The following is a 22,825-nucleotide window of genomic DNA, read 5'->3' as shown; positions in this document are numbered from 1 at the left end:
AGTCGTCGGGCACGCGTGGATGAGCAACCGAGCGGCGGACGAAGCGCTGGAGACCTGCTCGGGAATCCGCCCGATGCCTTGCCCTGAACGTTAGTGACCTTTCCGTACGGCGCGCTTGAGCCGCAGGACCTAATTCCAGGCGGGACTCCGAGTCCCTCGCGTCAGCAGAGCCCGCTCAGGTCCAGCTCGCTCAGCTCGCTGCGGGACCCGACGCCGAGCTTGGGGAACGCCCGGTAGAGGTGGTTGCCGACCGTCCGCGGGCTCAGGAACAGCTGGGCGCCGATCTCCCGGTTGGACAGTCCCGCCGCCGCCAGCCGTACGACCTGGCTCTCCTGGGGGCTCAGCAGGCCGACCGGGCCGGGGGCCGCGGAGACGGCGTCCTCTCCGGAGGCGCGGAGTTCGGCACGGGCACGCTCGGCCCACGGCACCGCACCGAGACGATCGAAGGTGTCGAACGCCGCGCGGAGCCGATCCCGCGCCTCGGCGCGGCGTCGTCTGCGGCGGAGCCACTCGCCGTAGAGGAGCTCGGCGCGGGCGTGCTGGAAGGACTGCCCGGGGATCACCTCGTGCCGGTAGAGGCGCACGGCCTCGGCGTAGTGGTCCTCGGCCCGGTCGTCGGGGGCGAGAAGCGCGGCGCACCGGGCCACGACCGCGGCGGACCACGGCCGTCCTATCGCGGTCGCCCACCGGTCGAGCCGGTACATCGGCTCCTCGGCCAGGTCCGCCCGGCCGGCGCGGACCGCCGCCTCGATCAGTTCCGGCGCCGCGTACAGCGCGACCGTCTGATGGCGCCGCCCCTGGTGCCAGATCGGCGCGAGCCACTCGAGGGCGGCCGACGGCCGGCGACGGCCGAGGTGCAGGAGGCCCGACGCCCAGGCCGCCATCACCTGGCCGGCCTCGCTCGTCCCGTCCGCGCCCCGGGTCAGCCTCTCGCAGAGCTCGTCGTCCCCCTTGATGGCCGACAGCCAGGCCACGACCCCGCCCAGGTACGCGACGCGATGGGCCTGGCCGATGTCGCGGGCGATGTCCAGCGCCTCGGCCGCGGCCGAGGCGGCCTCGTCGAGCCGGCTGCGGAGCATCTGGGCCTGGGCGAGCAGCGCGAGCGCCTGGGGCAGTACGCCGATCATGCCGTGCTCCCGGCAGTGGGCGACGGCCGAGGCCCCCAGCTCGATGGCGGCCATCTCGTCGCCCGCCATGAGGCTGAGCGACACGGCGAGAAGGCGCTGGTCCAGATCGTCGCCGGGTGCCGTCCGCAGGATCGCGGCCGTGTCACGGACGGGGCCGAGGTCGTCGAGGACCTCGTCCGCCAGCAGGGACGCCACGGTGCTCATGCCGCGCGCGGCCGTGTCCATGCCGATGGCCCGCAGGCCACCGGCGACGGCGTGGGCGAGTTCGGCGTCACCGGCGAACGACGCGTTACGACCGGCCTGGTGCAGCATGCGGGCGGCGCCCGGCACGTCCACGGCCGAGAGCCGCCGCGCGCCGTCGACCAGGATGCGTCCCGCGCAGCCCGGTGAGCCCCGCTCGAACTCGACCGAGGCGTGGACGCGGTCGAGGGCGACGCGGGATCTCGGGTCGCCGGCGAGCGGGAGCGCCCGGTCGGCGAGGGCCATCGCCCGGCCGAACTGCCCGGCGTGGACCGCGAGCTCGGCTCCGGCGGCCAGCCTGCGGACCGCGTGGCGTGGGTCGGAGGTGAGTTCCGCGGCGCGTTCGAACGCCGCGGACGCCACGGCCGCACCCTGGCGCTCCTGCGCCCGGTGGGCGACGCCCTCCATCGCGTCGGCGACCTGGTCGTCCGGCCGGGTCGCGGCGGCGGCCAGGTGCCAGGCCCGCCGGTCGGCGTCCGCGGGCCCCTCCAGGGCCGCCGCGATCGCCCGGTGCGCGGCCACCCGCCGGACGTACGGCGCGCACTGGTACGCCGCCGCCCGGATCAGCGGGTGACGGAACGCCACGGTGGTCGCCGACACGTGGACCAGCCCCGCCCGTTCCACCACTTCGAGGTCGGCGGGGGTGCCGCCGAGTAGTTCGGCCGCCTTCAGCACCACCGCGAGGTCCCCGGTGTCGTCGGCGGCCGCGACGAGCAGCACGGAGCGTGCGGCCTCGGCGAAACCGGTGATCTGCCCCTGGAACGCCTCCTGAACGCGGCTCGACGGCGGTGCCCCGTCGACGGCGAACGTGAAGGGCCCGAGCCGGCCGGACCGCTGCTCGGGCGTGAGCATGTTCGGCAGTTCGATCAGGGCGAGGGGGTTGCCCGCCGCCTCGCGCAGGATCCGCTGGCGGACCTGCGGGCCTAGGTCATGTGCCTGCCGGGTGAGCAGGTCCTCGGCCGCCTCGGGGGCGAGCCGGCCGAGTCTCAGCTCCGGGATCCCGGACCCGGTCAGCACCGGCGCGTCATCCCGTACGGCGAAGATCATCGCGACGGCGTCGGCCTCCAGGCGCCGCGCGGCGAACGCGAGCGCGTCGGTCGAGGCCCCATCGAGCCACTGCGCATCGTCGATCAGGCACAGGACGGGACGGTCGTCGCCGAGGTCGGACAGCAGGGTGAGCACGGCGAATCCGACGAGAAACCGGTCGCGCACCGACGCCGTTCCGAGCCCCAACGCGCTGCGCAGCGCGTCGGCCTGTGTGGGGGGCAGCCGGTCCACGCGGCCGAGCACGGGACGCAGGAGGAGCTGCAGGGCGGCGAACGGGAGTTCGCTCTCGGACTCGACGGCCCGTACCCGCAGCACCCGCATCTTCGACGCCTCGTTCGCGGCATGGGCCAGCAGGACCGACTTGCCGATGCCCGGCGCGCCGCGCACGACGAGTGCTCCGCTCCGGCCCGACCGGGCGGAGTCCAGCAGACGAGAGATCTCCTGCTGCTCCCCCGAACGTCCGTACAGCATCGCCCTCTCCCGACAGTGGGTCGCCTGTGGACACATGATCACGGCGGTTGACGTGATCTTAACGATCAGTCATAGCGAAAAATGGGATTTCGCCTCATACGGGACGGCCGGGCGACTCAATCGGCGTCGGCGGCGATGCTCAAGCCGAGGGCGGCGGCCATCGCCCGCGCCTTCACCAGCGTCTCCTCGAACTCCGCGGCCGGATCGGAGGCCGCCACGATCGCCCCGCCGACCCCGAAACCGACCGTGTCGGGCGTGATCACGATCGTACGGATGACCATGCCGAGATCGGCGGCGCCGCTGAGGGAGAACCAGCCGAGCGCGCCGGAGTACACCCCGCGAGGGCCGTCCTCCAGCCTGTCGATGATCTCCATCGTGCGCAGCTTCGGCGCGCCGGTCATCGATCCGCCGGGGAACGCCGCCCGTACGCAGTCCACCGCCGAGACGCCGGGCCGCAGCACGCCCCGGACCGTGGACACCAGGTGGTGCACCGGGGCATAGGTCTCGACCGCGAACAGGCGCGGGACGTCGACCGAGCCGACCTCGCAGACGGTGCCCAGGTCGTTGCGGACCAGATCCACGATCATCAGGTTCTCCGCCTGATCCTTCGCGCTGTCGCGCAGCTCGCGGCGGAGCGCCGCGTCCTCCTCCGGCGTCGCCCCGCGCGGCCGCGTGCCCTTGATCGGCTTGGACTCCACGACCCGATCGGCCCCGACGGACAGGAACCGCTCGGGCGAGGCGCTGAGCACCGCGACGCCGGGGAAGTCCAGCAGCGCGCCGTACGGCACCGGACTCACCCGCCGCAGGAACGCGTACGTGCGGAGCGGATCGACGGCCCCGTGGACGACGGCCATGTTGGTCAGGCAGATCTCGTACGACTCGCCGTCGCGGATCTCCTGGCCGCACTCGGCGATCCGCTTGAGGTAGGCCTCCTCGCCGTGGCGCAGCTCGTACGGGATGGCCGGCGCGCGGTCCGGCGCGGGCGGGCGTGCGCCCCTGGCGGGCAGACGACGTACGCGCGCCTCCATGGCGTCGAGCCACGCGGCGGCGCGCGGATCGTCGGCACCCTCGCCGAGGCACAGCAGGTGACAGGTGTGCTCCTCGTGGTCGAAGACCAGGGCCCGGTCGGCGAAGACGAGGGCGGCGTCGGGCGTCGGCGCGTCGTACACGGCCGCGCCGCCGGTCTCGGCCTTCAGTTCGTAGCCGAGGTAGCCGACATAGCCCAGGGCGAAGTCGAATGGCAGGCGCTCGTCCGCGGGCAGGGCGCGCTCCCGGAGGCGCGCGTCGAGCCGGTCGAAGAACGGTCCCGGGAGCAGCTCCACGGGCCGCCCGGGTCGCTCCACCCGTAGGGTCCGCTCACGCACCCGGTAGGTGACGAACTCCGCCAGCGGCCCCGTGCCGTCACCCATGATCGAGAATCGGGATCCGACGTCGGACCCGGCGGCGCCGTCCAGCCAGAAGCTCCGCGGCCGGCCCGCGAACAGCGCGCGGAAGGCGACCTCCGGATCGGGCGCCCACTCGATCCGGCGCACGCCGAGCCGGTACGGCGACGGGGACCGGGGCCGGGCGACGACCGCCGGAGCCGGTCGAGGCGGCGACGGGGAGCGACGGCCGGCGAGATCGCGGAAGTTGGCGAGCAACTCCCGGCCGTACTCGGTGCCGATCGACTCGGGATGGAACTGCACGCCCCACAGCGGCCGCTCCCGGTGCCGGACGCCCATCAGGACGCCGTCGGCCGTCCACGCGAGCGGCTCGAACTCCTCCGGCAGGTCGGTCACGGCCAGCGAGTGGTAGCGGACGGCGGTGAACGGCGAGGGGATCCCGGCGAACAGGTCCCGTCCCGTGTGGTGGATCGCGGACGCCCGGCCGTGCACCGGCTCGGGCGCGTGCCCGACGGCGCCGCCCAGGAGCTCGCACAACCCCTGATGGCCGAGGCACACCCCGAGCACGGGCCCGTCCCAGTCGTGGATCGCGCGGGCGCTGATCCCGAAGTCCCGCTCCCGGCCGGGACGCCCCGGGCCAGGCGAGATCACCACACTGTCGAAGTCACGGGCGTCGAGCGCCGACCAGTCGGCGTCGTTGCGAACGACCACCGGCGGCCGTCCGTTCACCTCGGCCAGCAGGTGGAAGAGGTTGTAGGTGAAGGAGTCGAAATTATCGATCAGCAGTGTTCGCATCGAGACCCCGGAGCCCCCCGTTCAGTCGCATGGTATGTCGGGCGGTGCCGTGGGCACCGAGGGGACCACCGGCCCGCCCCGCCTCCGGGCCGTCATCTCCCCGTGGCCGATAGGACCGGTGCCCCATCGCACCGCCCGGTGAATGGGCTCTGAGCCTCTATCTACGCCCCTGATCCGGTGCGAGGATGCGCGGTCAGTCGAGCAATTCGCCGAGTGAAAGGCCGATGATGCCTTACCTCAAGTCCGCCGCCGTCGCGATCGCCGCCGGCGCCGCCGCCGTGGCCCTGTCCGCCCCCTCCGCCTCGGCGGCCGTTCCCGCCCAGACCGTCGGCACGGCGACGGTGGGGAACTGGAACTGGGGCCCGTTCGAACCAGCCCCCTTCAAGATGAGCACGGCGAAGAACATCTTCACGGTCACCAAACCGGGCACTCTCCAGGTCGTCATGATCGCCCGGAGCGGCAAGGGCAGCGTCGGGATCAGGCTGGTCACCTGCAAGAGCAAGGTGGCCATGACCAAGTGGGTGACGCTGGAGGCGAAGAACCACAGGTACACCTTGAACCAGCCGCACAAGCTGGCGAAGGGCACCTGCTTCAAGGTCCAGGCCGGCCGCACATGGGTCGACTACCTCACCGGCTACGTCCGCGGCAACGTGAAGTGGAAGTCGACCTGATCAGGTCTCGCGGAGGATCCGGTGCAGGATCTTCACTGAGGCGTTGGGCGGCTCGGCCTCGATGACGACGCGGTTCAGCACATGCCAGTAGTGGTCGACGTCGGCGGTCTTCGTGGCGTAGACGGCGTTGGTGAGCTGCTCGAGGTAGACGACGTCGGGGATGTCGTCCTCGGGGAACCGCAGCAGCGTGATCGGGCCGCCCGCCGCGGCATGGCCGCCGGCGCTGAACGGCATGACCTCGATGGTCACGTCGGGCAGCTCGGCCACCTCGATGAGGTGACGCAGCTGGGCGCGCATGGTGGCCGCGCCGCCGATCGGCCGGCGCAGCGCCGCCTCGTCGATGACGGCCCAGAGCTTCGGCGGGTTCGGCCGGTGCAGCAGGAGCCGCTGCCGCTTCATCCGCAGCGCGACGCGCCGGTCGATCACGCCCTCGGACTGCTCACCGTGGGCGAGGCGGATGACGGCGCGGGCGTAGTCGGGCGTCTGCAGCAGCCCGGGGACGAACTGCACCTCGTAGGTGCGGATGACGCTGGCGGCCTGTTCCTGCCCGAGGTAGTCCTCGAACCAGCGCGGGACCACGTCGGCGTACTCCCGCCACCAGGGCGGCGCGGTGGCCATCTCGGCCAGCGAGAGCAGGTTCGCGCGCTCGGCTCCGTCGTCCATTCCGTACAGGGTGAGCAGCTCGGCGACGTCACGCTGCTTGAAACCTCGCCGTCCCAGCTCCAGGCGGCTGATCTTGGAGTGCGAGGCGTCGATGGCCGCGCCGGCGCTCTGGCAGGTGAGGCCGCTGGCCTCGCGCAGCCGGCGCAGCTGGGCGCCGACGAGCATCCGCAGCACGGTGGGACCGGCCTGGCGGTAGGCCAGCAGAGCGCTGTCGGTCACGCCACTAGCGAGGGGGCCAGTGACCATGCCGTCTCTCCGCTCCACGTAACCGCCGACACTGATCGCGCTCGAAGCCTCTCACGATAACCTCGGCCGTGCGAACCGGATTGGACGGTTTGCCCTACGGCATCCTCCCCGCGGCATCGAGGAAGGGTTTTCCCCGTGACCGACGACGCGCAGGCACCCGATCACCGGCCTTCCGGGACCGACCCGTCCCCGCCCGACCGGCCCTCTCCCGGAACCACCTCGGACCGATCCGACCGGCAGACCCCCGCCACCGCGTCGGACCGATCCGACCGGCGGCCACCATCGGAGATCGACACGACCGTGCCGCACTCGGCGCGGATCTGGAACTACTGGCTCGGCGGGAAGGACAACTATCCCGTCGACCGCCAGGCCGGTGACGAGTTCCGGGAGATCTTCCCTGGCATCGTCGACGCCGCACGGGCCGTACGGCACTTCCTCGCCCGCGCGGTGCGCCATCTCGCGGGCGAGGTCGGGATCCGGCAGTTCCTCGACATCGGCACGGGCCTGCCGACCGTGGACAACACCCATGAGGTCGCCCAGCGGGTGGCTCCCGAGTCGCGGATCGTCTACGTCGACAACGACCCGCTCGTGCTCGCGCACGCCCGCGCCCTGCTCACCAGCACCCCTGCTGGGGCCACCGACTACATCGACGCGGACGTGCGGGACCCCGACCGCATCCTCGCGGCCGCCGCCCGAACCCTGGACTTCGACCGGCCGGTGGGGCTGATGCTGCTCGGCATCATGGGCCACATCGACGACCGGGAGAACCCGCACGCGATCGTCCGGCGGCTGCTGGACGCCCTGCCACCCGGCAGCCACCTCGTGCTCAACGACGGTACGAACACCGATCCCAAACGCCGGGAGGCGCACCAGCGCTACAACAGCGGCGGCGCGGTCCCGTACCACCTGCGCTCACCGGAGCAGATCACCCGTTTCTTCGACGGCCTGGAACTCCTGGAGCCCGACGTGGTGCCGGTGTCCCAGTGGCGCCCCGAGCACAGCCCGTTCGGCCTCCCGCCCCGAGTGGAGACGCTCGGGGGAATGGGCCGCAAGGCCTGAGCGCCCGCCACGACGTCCTCGCCCGGGGACCAAGGACGAGCGTCAGGGCTTCCGGCCGACACCGCCGTACACGGCCACCTCCTCCACCGGCGTCAGAGAAGCGACGTCCGGCCGCCACAGCGGGCACGAGACCACACCCGGCTCGACCAGGTCCAGGCCGTCGAGGTAGCCGGCGATCCGCTCCGGGCTGCGCAGGTTGTACGGGACCGCGCCGGTGGTGGAGTTGTACTGCCCAATGGCTTCCTCGTACGCCTCGTTGGTGTCCGTGCCGTCCCGGAGCGCCAGGTAGCTCCCGGACGGCAGAGGGTCGAGCAGCCTCCGTACGATCGACCGCGCCTCGTCGTAGTCGTCGACGTGGGCGAGGATTCCCATGAGGATGACCGCGACGGGCCGGTCGAGGTCGAGTGTCCGGGCCGCGGCCTCCAGGATCTTCTCCGGCTCGCGCACGTCGGCGTGCACGTACTCGGTCGTGCCCTCGGGCAGTGCGGTGAGCAGGGCCTGGGCGTGCGCGAGCACGAGCGGGTCGTTGTCGACGTAGACGACCCGTGACTCGGGCGCGACCCGCTGGGCGACCTCGTGGGTGTTGTCCACGGTCGGCAGACCCGTGCCGATGTCGAGGAACTGCCGGACCCCCGCCTCCCCGGCGAGATACCGGACGACGCGGCCGAGGAAGTACCGGCCGATCCGCGCGAGATCGACGATCTCCGGGAAGAGCTCTCGGACCCGGTCCCCGGCCTCCCGGTCCACCGGATAGTTGTCCTTCCCGCCCAGCCAGTACCCGTAGATCCTGGCCGAGTGCGGCACCGACGTGTCGATCTCGGGTGACGGGCGCTCGACCGGCGGGGACATTTCATCGGACATCGGCGCGTCTCCTACCAAAACGGTAAACCCAACACCGTCAACGTACGCCGCCGACAGAGGCCCGATCGATGATCCCCACGGCCCGGCCACAGGTGGCCGGGCCGGAGGCCGTCAGACCGCTCGGACCTCGTCGGTGACGACACGGGCAACATACTCAGCGGTCGCCGCTACCTTGCCGACGGGCGGCAGGGCCGGACGGTCCCACTCGGTTCGGCATCAAGGGCCGGACCGTCCATCCGCGACTCTCGCGGATAGACCAAAAAAGGGAAAAATGAAAGGGGCCCGAAATGAACGGTAACCCGCCCAGTCCTCAGCCGTGCGGCCGCTGCTACGGAACGTGCGCCTGCAGCGCCCTGAGGGGGGTCGCAGATTTCCTCCGCGAAGAGGCCGCCGCCGACCTCGCGGAAGGCAAGCCCAGCCGCGCGGCCGAGAACCTCGCAACCGCCGACGAGCTCGACCGCGGCGTCTGATGATCAACATTGCCGGCCGACACCGGCCGGCGGCTGGCCCCCGACGCGCGATACGCGTCGGGGGCTAGGTCTTACCGATGCCCAGCAGCTCGACGAGCGGCTCGGCCGATTCGATGAGCGCGGTCCCCGTGAACCAAACTTGAGAATCGCCGCCGGTGTCATCCCGTGACGCGTCGTCACGACAGATGAACGTCGAGAACGGTGTGCCGGCCGCTCGGGGCGATCTCGATCACGGACATGAGACGGTGCACCGGGTTGCCGGTCGGGCCCATGTCGATGTCGCCGGAGGCACCCAGGACCCTGTTGGTTGCGTGCTGCGTGTACAGCATGTCGCGCACTCGTGCGGGTGCCAGGGCGGCGCCCCCTCCGGGTCCGGCGGTGCGGCGGATGGCCTGCGCCGCCGTGAGCACCGCGTCGTGCGCCATGATCGTCCATCCGCTCCGGACGTCGACGGTGTTGAAGTGGTTGCTGAACTCCTGGATGAAACGCTGGTAGGAGGCACGGGCCGGATTGCGGTCGCTGTCCAGCACGTCGGGGTCCGCCAGCGGCGCGGTGATGATCGAACCGGGGCCGGGGTAGGCGCCCAGCGCCGCGGCGTCGGAACCGGTGACGAGCGTGATCGGTCTCTCGCAACGGTGGGCGATGTAGCCGAAGAGCGCCGTCAGGAAGAACCGCCGTCCCGCGTAGAAGACCATGTCCGGTTGGTCCGGGCCGCAGATGTTGCTGGCGATGACGGCGAACTGGTTGGGCAGTCCGGGCTCATCGGGCCGGTCCGCGATGAACGTCTCCTCCAGGTGGTGGCCCCGGTCCAGGTAGGCGACCAGCCGCGGGTTCTTGGTGAAATCCGTCCGGAGTGACCTGGCGTAGAGGTCGGTGGCCTTCTGGTCGGTGACCAGGGTCGCCGTACGCAGGTTCGGCCGCTTGGCCAGGACTCTGGCGATGGCGGCGAACTCGGCGCCGACCTCCGGATTGACGCGCGTGAGCCCGGGGATGGCGCCGCTGCCGAGGCCCACGGCCGCCCGCGCCGCTCCCGTGCTGTCGATGCCGTCTCCGGCGATCACGTCGCCGACCATGGGGATCCGGGCCCTCGACAGCTCCATGGCGGCCTGGATGGTCTCCTTCCTGCTGAGGGTCAGCCCGACCACTTGCTCAGATCGAGGTCCGGCTCCGCGATGATCGCCCGCCCGACGATGAATCGGGGGAATCCGAGCCGGCCATAGTTTCCGCATTGCCGATTGAGTTCGAAGGCGAGCGCCGCGAGCACCTCGTACACGGCCACGTCGCCGATCGCCTCGAAATCGATCCGGGCGTACGGCACGCGCTGCTCGAGGGAGCCCTCCAGCGAATCCAGCAACGCGGTCTTCCCACTGCCGCACGGCCCTTCGAAGATCAGGATCGGGGCCTCTCGGGTGAGCCGCTCCCGGCCCTGCTCGGGTCGTTCCATGAACTCGCGGACGACGAGAACGGCCCGGTCACGCCCGAAGAGCCGGGCGCCCCTACCCGGCACCGATCCCCCCGCCCCGCCGGCCGGTCGACGGGGAAGTCATGATCACGCGCATTTTCATTCCCCGCACCCTCCTCATTACCGACGCCGGGCGAGACAACACCATAACCGTTTCTTTTGTCCGACAGCAATATCAACGACAGCGAATACCTATCGGTTTATGATGCTAATGGCGAGCTCCAATCATCCAGGCGCGACGAGCCTTATGAATCGGCTAAGCCGAAAGCGCCTGGCCGGGATGGCCGAATAGCCCTGCCGGCAAGCGACCCCGCACCGCACCGCGCCGACCGACCGGCTCCCGCGACCCCGCCCTCGCACGGGCCGGGCGGGCCGGGCGGGCCGCCACCGCGCCCGGCCGGCAAGGCGTTCCACCGTCATTTCCCAGGGCGACTTCAAAGTCGGCCGCCGATCGGTGGCCGTGACGCTATGTGATCAGCGGGAGGGGTTCGCGTAGGGCGGCTGATCGTGCGTGGGAAGCGTTGGAGCCGCGACGGCCTCTGGACCCGGCTCGCACCACCTCACACCCGCTAAAAACCAGACATTTTACGATTTTTAACTCGGCCAGTCAAGCCCATCGGATCCATTCTCATTCAATTCACATACACACAGTTCAAGTTTCTCATCAAACTCCCATGAAAGGGAACTTTACGCCACGCAGAGCCACTTCTACGATCGCGGTCATGAATGAAGAACTGCACGACCACGACCGAGGTCTCTCATTCGACCTGAGTACTTTAAGCCGACGCAGGGCACTCCTTCTCATGGGCGGCGCGGGCATCGCGGCCATGGCATCCGCCCTGCCGGGCAGGACCGACGCCGCCGCAGCCGCCTGCACCGTGATCCCCACCGAGACCGCCGGCCCCTACCCGGCCGACGGCTCCAACGGGCCGAACGTGTTGACCCAGAGCGGCATCGTCCGCAGCGACATCCGATCCAGCTTCGGCGGCCTGAGCGGAACCGCCACCGGGGTCCCCCTCACGATCAAGCTCACGATCGAGACCAGTTCCTGCGCGCCCTTCCCCGGCGCGGCCGTCTACCTGTGGCACTGCAACGCCACCGGCGGTTACTCGCTCTACTCATCCGGCCTGACCAACGTCAACTACCTGCGCGGCATCCAGGTGGCCGACAGCTCCGGCCTGGTCACCTTCACCAGCATCTTCCCCGGGTGCTACTCCGGCCGATGGCCGCACATCCACTTCGAGATCTACCAGACCCTCTCCGCCGCCACCGCCGCGGGCAACCCGGTGAAGACCTCCCAGCTCGCCCTCCCCGCAGCGGCCTGCCAGACCGTGTACGCCACCAGCGGCTACGGATCGAGCGCCTCGAACCTGTCCCGGACCAGCCTGTCCACTGACATGGTCTTCAGCGACGGGTACGCCACCCAGCTGGCCACCGTCACCGGCAACACCACCTCGGGCTACACCTCCACCCTCACCGTCCCCGCCTGAACCGCCGCCGGGCACCGACCTCAGCGACCGGCGTACTCGACGAACGCGCCACGCAGATCCCGAAGGCTGCGGTAGTCGAGTACGCCGGTCGGCGCCGACCTTGCCGACGGCGGGCGGACGCGACCCGGCTCGGCCGGCCCGGGGGCGGGCGCCGGGGGCGTATTGGGAGGAATCACCCGCCGGCCGGTTGCGTTCGAGCAGGAGGACCTGGGTGGCGTGCGGGAACGGCAGGTCGGTGGAGGGGGGCCGGCAGGATCTTGAGGTGGCGGGTCTCGTCGCGGCCGCGGTTGCGTTTTTGGGTTCGGGCGGCGATCGAGGTGGTTTCCCAGCGCACCAGCGAGGTCGCCGGCATTACCGCCAGGGGGTGGCGGATCCCGCGCGGGTCACGGTGGTGGGCCACCAACTCCGGGGGAACCCGTGTGTTTCCACGGTGTCTACTCAGACGAGAAAATTATCGTCTCAGTGGACGGCGGCGGACGCAGTGGCGTGCCGTCGGTGCCCAATATATGGGCGCGCCTCCCAAATGGGCGATTCATTCGGGGGCCATCACCGAACGGTTCACTCATGACCATACACCCGTCCGTACGGCGCCAGGCAGCCCAGCAGTGCCGGGAACACCGGCACCAGATCCACCTGGCCGCCGCAAGGGCCTCGCCACCCGGCTCTCCCCGCCTCTCCTGACTCCTGGCCTCGTACGGCGGCAGTCCGGCCACTTTCGTCAGGGAAGATCGCCGGAACCTCGGCGGTGCGACTGAGATCAGCTCATGACCTGCCGCGCAGTCAGATCAGCCTGAAAGGCTACTTAATACCGCAGAACATGCACGCGGGTTTACCTACGTACGAACTTCTTAGTAGGGGCCGCCGATACGACACTCACCTCATTGGCGAATCGATAACTCTGCGCCCAGGTTCCGCCGGACCTGCCTTTTTAAAGCAGACTTACCGGACATTGGCCCTATCTAATGACTAACAAGGGGAGTGTGAGATACAGCGCTCAAAACGGGCGTAAGTGGCCTTCATGGCTATTTACGGCAAGCAAGGAGATGACGTGCTCAACAAGACCAGTGCTGCCGGCGGGCTCGCGCTCGCGGCCGCCGCCGCAGGCCTCATGCTCACGAGTTCGCCCGCGTCCGCCCACGTCCCAACCTGGAAGCACCGGCATCACGCCCACAACCGCAACGTCAACATCAACACCAACGTCAACCGGGTCGCCGTCCGGGTTCGCGTCCACAACAGGAACAACAACGTCGCGATCGCGGACGGTGGCTTCCGTCGCGGCCGGGGCTTCGGCGGATGGGGCGGGGACGGCTGGGGCGGGGACGGCTGGGGCGGGGACGACTGGGACGACTGATGGTCCCGTGCCCCTCCACCTGACCTGATCCACTCTGGGATCCAGATGGAGGTGGCTGCGCGGTCAGCGGGATCGGCCGTCGTGGCATTGAAGGGCATGACCGTGAGGAAGACGTCGAACCGCCGCCGATAGCGCGGGTCGGGCTTCCTCACGGTCTTCGTGCTCCCGCAGCCGTCGGCGTCGGGGCCGAGCTGCCGCCCAACGCCACCCCACGCGGGTCTCCCTCACCCCGGCGGCGACCCCTCCCGGGCCCGAGTCGACGCATCATCGTTCACGCGAATTTTGTACTTTCCGAAACCTGAATAATTTCTATCCGGAATACTAAAGGGGTGATACCGAAGGATTCGGACAGAAGGGTTGTCGACATGGGTTTCGACGCGACGTTCGTTCTGGTGCACGGCGCATGGCACGGTGGGTGGTGCTGGGACACGCTCGCCGGCCGGCTACGCGAACTCGGCCACACGGTCCGGGTGATCCAGCAGCTGCCCAGCGCCGGCCCGGACCCCGCCGAGCTCGGCGATCTCCGGGCGGACGCCGACCTGCTGCGCGCGGAACTCGACGCGGTCGGAGACGGTGACGGCGTCGTGCTGGTGGGGCACTCCTACGGCGGGATGGTGATCTCGGAGCTGGCCGGTCACCCCGCCGTACGACACGCGGTCTACCTCGCGGCGGCCTTCCCACAAGAGGGCGAGTCCCTGTTCGGCCTTTTCGGTACGGAAGCGGACTGGGTGGCTCCCGGCCCGGGTGAGACATTGCGCGTCGTCGAGGACAGGGCGGTAGAGGTCTTCTACTACGACTGCGAGCCGGCGATCGGGAAGGAGGCTGCCGAGCGACTGGTGTACCAGTCGCTCGCATCCGCCGCCACGCCGAGCACATGCTCCGGGTGGGGACCGATCCCGACGACCTACGTCCTCGCCACGGAGGATCAGGTCCTCTCCCCGGAGGTTCAGCGGGGACAGAGTCAGCGGGCGTCCAACACCGTCGAGATCGCCTCGAGTCACTCCCCGTTCCTGTCGATGCCCGACACCCTCGCCGACATCCTCACCGGCATCGCCTCGTCGACCTGACACCCTGATCCCCGAGCGGGGCGGCGGCGGTCGCAGGCCACATCGGGCCGCGGACAGGGCGAGTCGTCCGTTCCGGTGCGGTTCGACGCGTACGGTGGCTGACCGTGGAGGGAGACCTGGAGCGGCTGACCGCGTACACCTACCTGACCGTGCCGGACCGCGCGGCGTACATCGCGATCATGCGGGTGTTCACCTCGACGCTGCTGGCGGATCTCTCAGCGCATGACCTGGCCGACCGTCTCGACGATCGATTCCCGGTCGAGACGGTCGCCGCGAAGCTGGACGCGTTGACGACCTGGGGGAATCTCATCCCCAGCTCCCGGCCGGTGAAGGCGGGCAGCATCCGGGAGTACCACCGGGTCCGGTCCCGCTATCAGTTGTCCGCCCTCGGGGAGCGGATCCAGCGGCAGGCGGACGAGATCCTCGTCAACGCCGACGCCGCGCGCGAGGTGAGCCGGGAGCTGCTCGCCCTCGTGGCCCGGGGCCTGGCCGAGCTGGAGGAGTCGAGCGGGCGGCCGGGCGGGATCGATCCGCGCGAGGCGCTGGACCGCGTCTCGACGCTCTTCGCGCAGTTCGGCCAGTTCGCCGACTCGGTACGCGACTTCTACGCCTACCTCGGCCAGGTGATCTTCCGGTACGACCTGGACGGCGCGGAGTTCACCGGGTTCAAGGAGCTGCTGCTCGACTACGCGGAGACGATCACCGATGAGGTGGCGCTGTTCGCACCGCAGATCGAGGCGAGCATCCAGGGGCTGTGGCCGCGCCTGCCGGCCCTCCTGCGGAGCATCGACGCGACGGACCAGGGCCTCGCGGCCCTCCAGGACGCCGACGTGCGGATTCAGCGGAGCCGCGGCCGCGAGCTCGACGACTGGGCGGGGCTGCGGGCGTGGTTCTTCGACGACACCGGCCAGGGCAGTCAGGTCGACCAGCTGCGCGACGCGACGTTGCGGGCCTTGCAGGCGCTGCTGGCCAACGCCAAGCGCATGATCCGGTCGGCGGGCGGCGGGCTGTCCCGGCGGCGCGACCTGATCCGGCTCGCGCAGTGGTTCGACCGCGCCGACGACGCGACGGCCCATGACCTGTTCGTCGCGGCGTTCGGGCTGTACGGGGCGCGTCACCTCGGCGTCGCCCCGGACACCGACCAGGACGTACCGGCGACGACGAGCTGGTGGGACGGGCCGGCCGCCCGCGTCCCCGTGGCGCTGAAGGAACGCGGTTCGCGCGCACCCCGGGGCCGTACCGCCGGGCCGGAGGACTACGGGGACCAGCGGGCGCGGCTGCGCGAACAGGCGGAGGAGGAGGCCCACCGGCAGCGTGCCGCGGCCGCCGAGCTCCGCGCGGCGGGCCCGCGACTCGGCGACGTACGGCTGTCGGGCTCGGCCACCCGGCTGTTCCTCGACCTGCTCGCGCGCTCCCTGGCGGCGGCGCCGCCGAGGTTCGACGACGCGGAGGCCTCCGACGACGACCTGGACGTCCGGCTCAGCCTGATCCGTACGGCCGGCGCCGCGGCCGTCATCCACGGAGTGGACGGCGACCTCGTCCTCGACGGGCTGCGCGTCGACCTCGGTGCCGCCGCGCGTCCGGACATGGAAGCGGCCGGATGAGTGAGCGGAGCGAGCGAATCGTAAGCATGGCACGCCTGGTCACTCCTCCGACGAAGGAGGCCGCATGAGTGAGCGGAGCGAGCGAATCGTAAGCATGGCACGCCTGGTCACTCCTCCGACGAAGGAGGCCGCATGAGTGAGCGGAGCGAGCGAATCGTAAGCATGGCACGCCTGGTCACTCCTCCGACGAAGGAGGCCGCATGAACGACTTCGCCGACGAGCTGGCGGCCGAGCGGCGCACCGCGGCCCGGCTGCTGCTGCGGGAGCCCCTGGTCACCCCGGAGACGCATCCCGAGGAGTTCCCGCTGATCCGGCGGCATGCCGACGAGCTGGCCCGGCAGTTCGGACAGCTGCTGGGGTACCGCCTCATCGTCGAGCCGGGTTTCGCGCGGCTGCTCAAGGCGGGCCTCGGCCATGACTCCGGCCGGTGGCTCGAGCGCACGTCGGGGGCGCCCTTCACCCCTCGTACGTACGCCTATCTCGCGTTGGCGCTGTCGGTTCTGGTCACGGCGCCCGAGCAGCTGCTGTTGTCGGAGATCGTCACCCGTACGCGTGCGGCCGCCGCCGAGGCGGGCATCGACCTGGGCGAGCCGAACCGCATCGTCGAACGCCGTGCGCTGGTCGCGGCACTCAAGCAGCTGATGACCTGGCACGTGCTGGCGGAGGATGAGGGATCGGTGGAGTCCTACTCCGGCGACGGCATGGCCGAGGCGCTGCTGACCGTCGACCGGGAGGTCGCGCGGCGCTTGGTGAGCGGGCCGATCGGCCGGGCCTCGTCGCCCGGTGAGCTGATCGAGCTGGCGGCCGCACCCGAGCACGCCGGTCCGCGGCACGCCGTACGACGGCGGCTGGTGGAGACCCCGGTCGTGTACGTCGGGGAGCTGACCGACGAGGAACGCGACTGGCTGCGCCGCAACCAGCGTCGCGAGCAGCGCACGTTCGAGGAGTTCCTGGGCCTGGACGCCGAGATCCGGGCGGAGGGCGTCGCCCTGCTCGATCCGGGCGGGGAGCTGAGCGACATCGAGTTCCCCGGATCCGGCACCGTGCCCTGGGCCGCGCTGCTGGTGCTCGAACGCCTGGTCGCCGAGCTCACCCCGGACGGCGGCTCCGCCGACATTCCCGACGGGCGGATCGAGTCCGTGCTCGCCGAACTGGTCGAACGGCACCGTAAGGCGTGGGCGGAGCGGTACACCGACTCCCCCGAGCTGCTGTACCAGGCCGTCACCGACCTCCTGCGGCGCATGCGCCTGATCGACCGGTCCGGCGACGGGAGCCTGCGGCTGCTGCCCGCGGCCGCCCGCTACTCCCCGGAGGTCACCACGTGATCGCGTTGCCGAGGAACCCGCACCGGTTCCGGCTGAGTCGCGCCGGGATCCACCAGGTGTGGCAGTACGACGAGGAGTTCCTGTTCGGCGGCGGGCGGCTGCTGCTGCGCGGCAAGAACGGCGCCGGCAAGTCCAAGGCGCTGGAGATGCTGCTGCCGTTCCTGCTGGACGGCGACACCCGCAGGCTCGACGCCGCCGGCGGCGGCAAGACGACGCTGAAGTGGCTCATGCTGGACGGCTGGACGACCGGCACCAACCGGCTGGGCTACCTGTGGGTCGAGTTCGCCCGGACGACCGAGGACGACGGCGCCGACGAACGCCTCACGCTCGGCGTCGCGGTCCGGGCGTCGAGGTCGACGGGCGAGGCGAAACCGATGTTCTTCGTGACCTCGCTCGCCGTCGGCGACGACCTGCCGCTGCACGATCCGGCCCGCCGTCCCACGCCCGCCGAGCTGCGGGAACTGGTCGGCCCGGAGAACTGCTTCAGACCGCGCGGCCGACTACCGCGCCCGCGTGGCCCGGGACCTGTTCGGCCTCACCGACCTGGCGCGGTACCGGAACCTCGTGCACCTGCTGTACGGGCTGCGCCGGCCGACGATCGGCGACCGGATCGAGTCCGGTGAGCTGGTGAAGGTGCTCAGCGACGCCCTTCCGCCCCTCGACGACGAGGTCATCGACAAGGTCGCCCGCAACCTCGACGACCTCGACACCGTACGCGACGAACTGGCGCGACTCGAGCGGACCGACGCCGCGCTGACGACGTTCCTGACCGCCTATCGCGGCTACCTGCGCGGCGTGCTCCGTGGCCGGGTCGCCCAGGTGAACGACGCGCTGGGGCTCCTGCGCGAACGGCGGCGCGCGGCCGGCGACGCGGAACGCACCCTCGCCGAGCTCACGAAGCAGGAGGCCGAGGCGGAGGGTCGGGTGGCGAGCCTGGAACAGATCCGCGACGCGGCCGACGCCGACCTGCGGGCGCTGCGGGAGAGCGCGGCGTACGGCGCGCTGAACGACCTGCGGGAAAAACGCAACACCGTACGCGCCGTGGAGGATGCCGCGCGCAGCGCCTGGACCGCTGCCGAGCTGGCCCGTAAGGGTGAGGCGACCGCGGCGGATCGGCTCCGTACGCAGACCACCGAGATCGCCCGTGACCTGACCGACCTGCGCGGTTCACTGCGCGACGCCCGCAGCAGCAGCCGCGCGTGCGGGATCGACGAGGCGCTGCTGGGAGAGCCGCCCACCGCGACGACCGCGACACTGGCCACGGCGGCCACCGAGACGATCACTGATCCGGACGGCCGCGACCACGAGGCCGTACGCCCCGGTGCCGAGACGCTCGGTGAACGGACGGCCGCGGAGCTGGCGACCTGGCGGGACGGTCTGGCCGAGGCCGCCCGGGTGGCCAAGGCGCGCCAGCGCGCCGCGGACGCGCTCACCGAACGGTTGAAGGAGGTCGCGGTCGCGGAGAGCCGCGCGGCGGCCCTGCGCCAGGAGGCCGAGCGGCTGGAAGCGCAGCTGAGCGGGGCACAGGAACGCGAGCGGCAGCGCGGTACCCGGCTGGTCGAGGCGTCCGCCGATTACGCCCGGCTCGTACGTGAATGGGCGGACCGGCTGCCGGACCCGGCCGTGGTGCGAACGCTCGTCGCGCTCCCCGACGAGGACGACGACCTCCCGGTCACCGATCGCTGCCTCGACCGGGACGTCGCCGAGGCCGTCGCTCAGGCCGCGCACGAGGTGACCGACCCGGTGCTCGCGGCCTGCGACGTCGAACGCGACGACGCGGTCGCCCGCGAACGTTCCATCGGCGCCGACCTCTCCGAGTCGCGCGCCGAGCGGAGCCGCTGGGAGCGGCAGTCCGACCCCGAACCGCCCCGCTCCCCGTACGCGACCGCCGACCGGCCACCGCGCGGCGGCGCTCCGCTGTTCCGCCTGCTGGACTTCGCGGACGGGCTGCCCGACGCCGACCGCACCGGCCTGGAGGCCGCGCTGGAGGCGAGCGGGCTGCTCGGCGCCTGGGTGTGCGCCGACGGCACCGCGCTGGCCGCCGGCACGCGCGACGTCTTGGCGCGCCCGGGAACGCCCGTCGCGGGCCCGAGCCTGGCCGACGTGCTCCGGCCCGTACCCGCCGAGGGGGTGAGCGCGGAGGGCCTCGACCGGCTGCTGCGCTCGATCGGGCTGGGCGAGACGGAGACGGCGTCCAGCTGGGCGGCCACGGACGGCCGATGGCGGCTCGGCGTGACCCACGGCGCGTACGGAAAAGACCACCCGGAGTACGTCGGCGCGGGCGTCCGGGCGGCGACCCGGCGGCGCCGCATCGCGGCCCTGACCGAGCGGATCGACGAGCTGGAGGCCGCGCTGGAGACCGCGCGGGCCGCACGCGTGCGGATCGAGGAGCGGCGCGACGCGCTCCGCCGGGTGCTGCGCGACGTTCCACGGCCGCGCGCCTTCACCGACGCGTGGACGACGTACGAGGAGGCGATCGCCGAGACGGGACGGCTCACCGCCGCGCTGGCGAGTGCCCGCGGCGAGGCCGAGGAGGCCCGTGCGGCCGCGGTGCGACTGCGTACCCGCGCCGAGGCGCAGGCCGGCGCCGAGGGCCTGCCCGCCGACCCGGACGACCTCGCCCGGATCCGCGCCGAGCTCGGCACCCTGCAGGCACGGATCGGCACACTCGGCCGCGACGCCGCACGCGTGCTGGACCGGCTGTCGGCGCACGGCGCGGTACGCGGCGGCTGGGAGAAGACGCGCGCCGACCGTACGCTCGCCGAGGACGGGTACGCGACCGCGCGGGCGGCGCTGACCGCCGCGCGGCGTGAGCTGGCACTGCTGGAGGAGTCCGTCGGCGCGAGCGAGCAGGAGATCCTCGCGCGCGAACGCGAAGCCCAGGAACGACTCGACACGGCGGTACGCGGGCTGCCACCGCTCCGGGCCCGCCACGACGAGCTCCGCCAGGACCGGATCGTCGCCGGCGTACGGCGCGAGAACGCCGTCACCGCGCGCGGCGAACAGGAACAGATCGTCGTCGACGGCGGTGCCGGCCTGCGGCGCCCGCTCGGCCTGCCCGGCCTGTCGCTCGCCGCCGCGCTGGGCGACGTCGAGGAGCCGCTGCGCGCCTACGACGCCGCGCAGGACGGCGACGTACGCGCGCGGATCAAGGCGCTGAACGCCCTCGCCGACGACATCGGCGCCCGGCTCGGCCCGGCGTCCGCCGACGTCAGCGACTCGCTGATCCTCCGCCGGGGAGAGGAGCTGCGGGACAACCTCGCGGGCGGGTACGACGCGGGCGTCGACGAGGTGGACGGTGTGAAACGGTTCGCCCTGCACGACGACACCGGGGCGCACGACGTCGCGGTCGTCGGCACGCGCATCGGCGCGGCCCTCGCCGAGGCCCGGCTGCGGTTGTCCACCCGGGAGCAGGAGGTGTTCGAGCGGTACCTGCTGGGCGAGCTCGGCGACCACCTGTCCCGGCAGGTGCTGGCGGCGCACAACCTCGTCGCGGCGATGAACGAGACCCTCGAGGAGGTCCGCTCGTCGCACGGCATCGGCACCCGCCTCGTGTGGGAGCTGCCCGCCGGCAGCGACGCCGACATCCGGGCGGCCGTCGAACTGCTCCGCAGTCCCTCGGCGCTGCGCACCCGCGACCAGTCCGCCCGGCTCCGGGACGCCCTCCGCCGCCGCATCGAGGACGCCCGGCGCGCCGACCCGTCCGCCGGATACGCCCTGCACCTGCGCGCGGCGCTGGACTACCGGGCCTGGTACGCGTTCCGGGTGAAGGTGACCGACGCCGCCAACCCCGACCGCGAGCGCGTGCTCAGTCACCGGACTGCGCTGAGCCAGGGCGAACAGCGTGTCGTGTCGTACCTCGTGCTGTTCGCGACCGCCGCCGCGCACTTCTCCTCGCTCAGCGGCGCCGCCCCGGCCGCACCGCGACTCATCCTGCTGGACGACGCGTTCGCCAAGGTCGACGAGCCGACGCACGGGCGGCTGCTGGGCCTGCTGGTCGAACTGGACCTGGACTTCGTCATCACCAGCGAACGCCTGTTCGGCTGCTTCGCGACCGTGCCGAGCCTGCACATCTACGAGTGCCTGCGCGACCCGCACGTCCGAGGCGTCGCCACCGTCCACTTCACCTGGGACGGCCGCCACAAGCGACTCGTGAGCACGTGAGCGCCGCTGAGATGACGCCGCAGACACGTGCGTGGCTCGACCAGCCCGCTCTCGCCCGGCTGTGGGACCGGCTGCGCGACCGCCTCGAACGGGGCGGCCTGCAGGTGCGCGGCAGACTGCGCCTCGACGGCGTCACGGCCGCCGAACGCGAGGCCCTCGCCCTGCTCACCGGCCGCCCGTACACCGGAGACGCGGTCTCGATCGCGCTCCCCGACCTCGACGCGCAGCTGCGCACCGGCGCGGCCGAGCGCGGCCTCGTCGAGGTCGTCGCGGAACTCCGCGGCCCGCTCACCGACCGGCCCGCCGCCCGCGACGCCCGCAGGGCCGCGGCCGAGGCGGTGTGGGCCGCCGCGGATCACGCGCTACGGTCCCACGGCCTGGCCGACGCGGCCTGGTCCGGACCGTGGCTGGAAGAGGTACGGCGGGCCGGCACCCTGGCCCGGCTCGCCCCGGAGAACGCCAGACGGCTGATCGTCCAGGCCATCGACGTCATGGCCTTGCTGGCCGGTCCGGCCTCCTCGGGTGCAGGCCTGGCTTCAGGGTCCCCTGGGGCGGCGGGCCTGCCGGGCCGCGGCGAACTCGCCGAACGCGTGACCGGTACCGCGCACGGCCTGGACGACGGCACCCTGCTGGCCCGGATCGTCCTGCGCGCCGTCGCCCGTTCTCTGGACGTGGCGCCGCCTCAGGACGCACGCTCCCGGCGCGAACTGTGGGAGGCGGCCGGCGTGGCCGTCGACCGCGTGTCCACCACGGTGCTCACGCACGGGCTCGCGCCCCTCGGCGACGAACCCACCGTACGGCTGCTCCGCGACCGCACGCGGGCCGGCTTCGAGACCCATCTGACGCTGCGCGACCTGAACCGCATGACCTGGCGTCTCCCACCGGACACCGAGGTCTTCGTCTGCGAGAATCCCCGCGTCGTCGAGGCCGCCGCCGACCGCGGGTGCACCCGGCCGCTGGTCTGTGTCTCTGGCAACCCGACGACCACCGCGCTCACCCTGCTCGACGCCCTGCACGCCGCGGGGGCGCGCCTCGCCTACCGGGGCGACTTCGACTGGCCGGGGATCGCCATCGCCAACCGCATGATCGGCCGGTACGCCGCCCGTCCGTGGCGCATGCGGGCGACCGACTACGAACAGCACGTCGCCACGGCCCGCGACCGGGGCACGCCGCTACCGCCGCTGACCGGCGCACCCGTCGACGCGGTCTGGGACCCGGAACTGACACCCGCCATGACCGCCCTGGGCGTCGCCGTCCAGGAGGAGTCGGCCCTCGAACTGCTCCTCGCCGACCTGCTCTCCCCTGAAGACCCGCCGGCATAGCCGTCGAT

17 protein-coding genes are annotated in these 22,825 nt (G+C 71.7%); 11 read left to right on the top strand and 6 right to left on the bottom strand.

Going from position 1 to position 22,825, the window contains the following annotated elements; all coding sequences use genetic code 11:
- Positions 1–161: 161 nt before the first annotated feature.
- Together NE236_RS25490 and pabB are read right to left on the bottom strand one after the other, a co-directional pair.
- The gene (locus NE236_RS25490) at positions 162–2,885 is read right to left on the bottom strand and encodes a helix-turn-helix transcriptional regulator (RefSeq protein WP_252844662.1); all 2,724 of its coding nucleotides are present in this window, start codon (positions 2,883–2,885) and stop codon (positions 162–164) included.
- Between the two features lie 116 nt (positions 2,886–3,001).
- The gene (pabB, locus tag NE236_RS25485; RefSeq protein WP_252844661.1) at positions 3,002–5,062 is read right to left on the bottom strand and encodes an aminodeoxychorismate synthase component I; all 2,061 of its coding nucleotides are present in this window, start codon (positions 5,060–5,062) and stop codon (positions 3,002–3,004) included.
- 224 nt (positions 5,063–5,286) lie between these two features.
- Between pabB and NE236_RS25480 the strand changes: the two genes are divergently transcribed.
- Positions 5,287–5,733 (top strand): hypothetical protein, encoded by a 447-nt coding sequence (locus NE236_RS25480; RefSeq protein ID WP_252844660.1) that lies wholly within the window; start codon positions 5,287–5,289, stop codon positions 5,731–5,733.
- Here NE236_RS25480 and NE236_RS25475 read toward each other — a convergent pair whose 3' ends face one another.
- Positions 5,734–6,642, bottom strand: coding sequence for a Sco1979 family transcriptional regulator (locus NE236_RS25475; protein ID WP_372494436.1), 909 nt, complete (start codon positions 6,640–6,642; stop codon positions 5,734–5,736). It lies immediately after the preceding gene.
- A gap of 288 nt (positions 6,643–6,930) precedes the next feature.
- Here NE236_RS25475 and NE236_RS25470 point away from each other — a divergent pair, with 288 nt between their 5' ends.
- A complete protein-coding gene (locus NE236_RS25470) occupies positions 6,931–7,701 on the top strand; it encodes an SAM-dependent methyltransferase (RefSeq protein ID WP_252844726.1) in 771 nt (256 codons plus the stop codon).
- A gap of 42 nt (positions 7,702–7,743) precedes the next feature.
- Here NE236_RS25470 and NE236_RS25465 read toward each other — a convergent pair whose 3' ends face one another.
- Positions 7,744–8,562 carry an SAM-dependent methyltransferase gene (locus tag NE236_RS25465; protein WP_252844659.1) on the bottom strand — a complete coding sequence of 273 codons (819 nt, stop codon included), beginning with the start codon at positions 8,560–8,562 and terminating at the stop codon, positions 7,744–7,746.
- A 287-nt stretch (positions 8,563–8,849) separates the two neighbouring features.
- On the opposite strand from NE236_RS25465, the gene NE236_RS25460 reads away from it, so the two are divergent.
- On the top strand, positions 8,850–9,032 hold the full coding sequence (locus NE236_RS25460; RefSeq protein ID WP_252844658.1) for a hypothetical protein: 183 nt from the start codon (positions 8,850–8,852) through the stop codon (positions 9,030–9,032).
- 176 nt (positions 9,033–9,208) lie between these two features.
- Here the strand turns inward: NE236_RS25460 and NE236_RS25455 are convergent, their stop codons facing one another.
- Together NE236_RS25455 and NE236_RS25450 are read right to left on the bottom strand one after the other, a co-directional pair.
- Positions 9,209–10,177, bottom strand: a complete 969-nt coding sequence (locus NE236_RS25455; RefSeq protein WP_252844657.1) for a hypothetical protein — start codon at positions 10,175–10,177, stop codon at positions 9,209–9,211.
- Positions 10,165–10,539, bottom strand: coding sequence for a hypothetical protein (locus NE236_RS25450; RefSeq protein WP_252844656.1), 375 nt, complete (start codon positions 10,537–10,539; stop codon positions 10,165–10,167). The genes NE236_RS25455 and NE236_RS25450 overlap by 13 nt, the downstream gene beginning before the upstream one ends.
- A gap of 782 nt (positions 10,540–11,321) precedes the next feature.
- Between NE236_RS25450 and NE236_RS25445 the strand changes: the two genes are divergently transcribed.
- The 8 genes from NE236_RS25445 (at position 11,322) to NE236_RS25410 (ending at position 22,817) form a co-directional block, all read left to right on the top strand.
- Positions 11,322–11,984, top strand: coding sequence for an intradiol ring-cleavage dioxygenase (locus NE236_RS25445; RefSeq protein ID WP_252844655.1), 663 nt, complete (start codon positions 11,322–11,324; stop codon positions 11,982–11,984).
- 1,048 nt (positions 11,985–13,032) lie between these two features.
- Positions 13,033–13,335 (top strand): hypothetical protein, encoded by a 303-nt coding sequence (locus NE236_RS25440; protein WP_252844654.1) that lies wholly within the window; start codon positions 13,033–13,035, stop codon positions 13,333–13,335.
- Between the two features lie 365 nt (positions 13,336–13,700).
- Positions 13,701–14,402 carry an alpha/beta hydrolase gene (locus NE236_RS25435; protein WP_252844653.1) on the top strand — a complete coding sequence of 234 codons (702 nt, stop codon included), beginning with the start codon at positions 13,701–13,703 and terminating at the stop codon, positions 14,400–14,402.
- 104 nt (positions 14,403–14,506) lie between these two features.
- Complete coding sequence (locus NE236_RS25430) at positions 14,507–16,006, top strand: TIGR02677 family protein (protein WP_252844652.1); 1,500 nt, start codon at positions 14,507–14,509, stop codon at positions 16,004–16,006.
- Between the two features lie 200 nt (positions 16,007–16,206).
- On the top strand, positions 16,207–17,331 hold the full coding sequence (locus NE236_RS25425; RefSeq protein ID WP_252844651.1) for a TIGR02678 family protein: 1,125 nt from the start codon (positions 16,207–16,209) through the stop codon (positions 17,329–17,331).
- The gene (locus NE236_RS25420) at positions 17,328–17,954 is read left to right on the top strand and encodes a hypothetical protein (protein WP_252844650.1); all 627 of its coding nucleotides are present in this window, start codon (positions 17,328–17,330) and stop codon (positions 17,952–17,954) included. Before NE236_RS25425 ends, NE236_RS25420 begins: the two co-directional genes overlap by 4 nt.
- On the top strand, positions 17,845–21,495 hold the full coding sequence (locus NE236_RS25415) for a TIGR02680 family protein (RefSeq protein WP_252844649.1): 3,651 nt from the start codon (positions 17,845–17,847) through the stop codon (positions 21,493–21,495). Before NE236_RS25420 ends, NE236_RS25415 begins: the two co-directional genes overlap by 110 nt.
- On the top strand, positions 21,492–22,817 hold the full coding sequence (locus tag NE236_RS25410; RefSeq protein ID WP_252844648.1) for a TIGR02679 family protein: 1,326 nt from the start codon (positions 21,492–21,494) through the stop codon (positions 22,815–22,817). Before NE236_RS25415 ends, NE236_RS25410 begins: the two co-directional genes overlap by 4 nt.
- Positions 22,818–22,825: the final 8 nt, after the last annotated feature.

Origin of the sequence: Actinoallomurus purpureus (genome assembly GCF_024055795.1) — a bacterium.
In the GTDB taxonomy this organism is placed as follows: Bacteria; Actinomycetota; Actinomycetes; order Streptosporangiales; family Streptosporangiaceae; genus Actinoallomurus; species Actinoallomurus purpureus.
The sequence above is the reverse complement of the archived record's forward strand: the minus strand, read 5'-3'. Positions and strand labels throughout refer to the sequence as shown.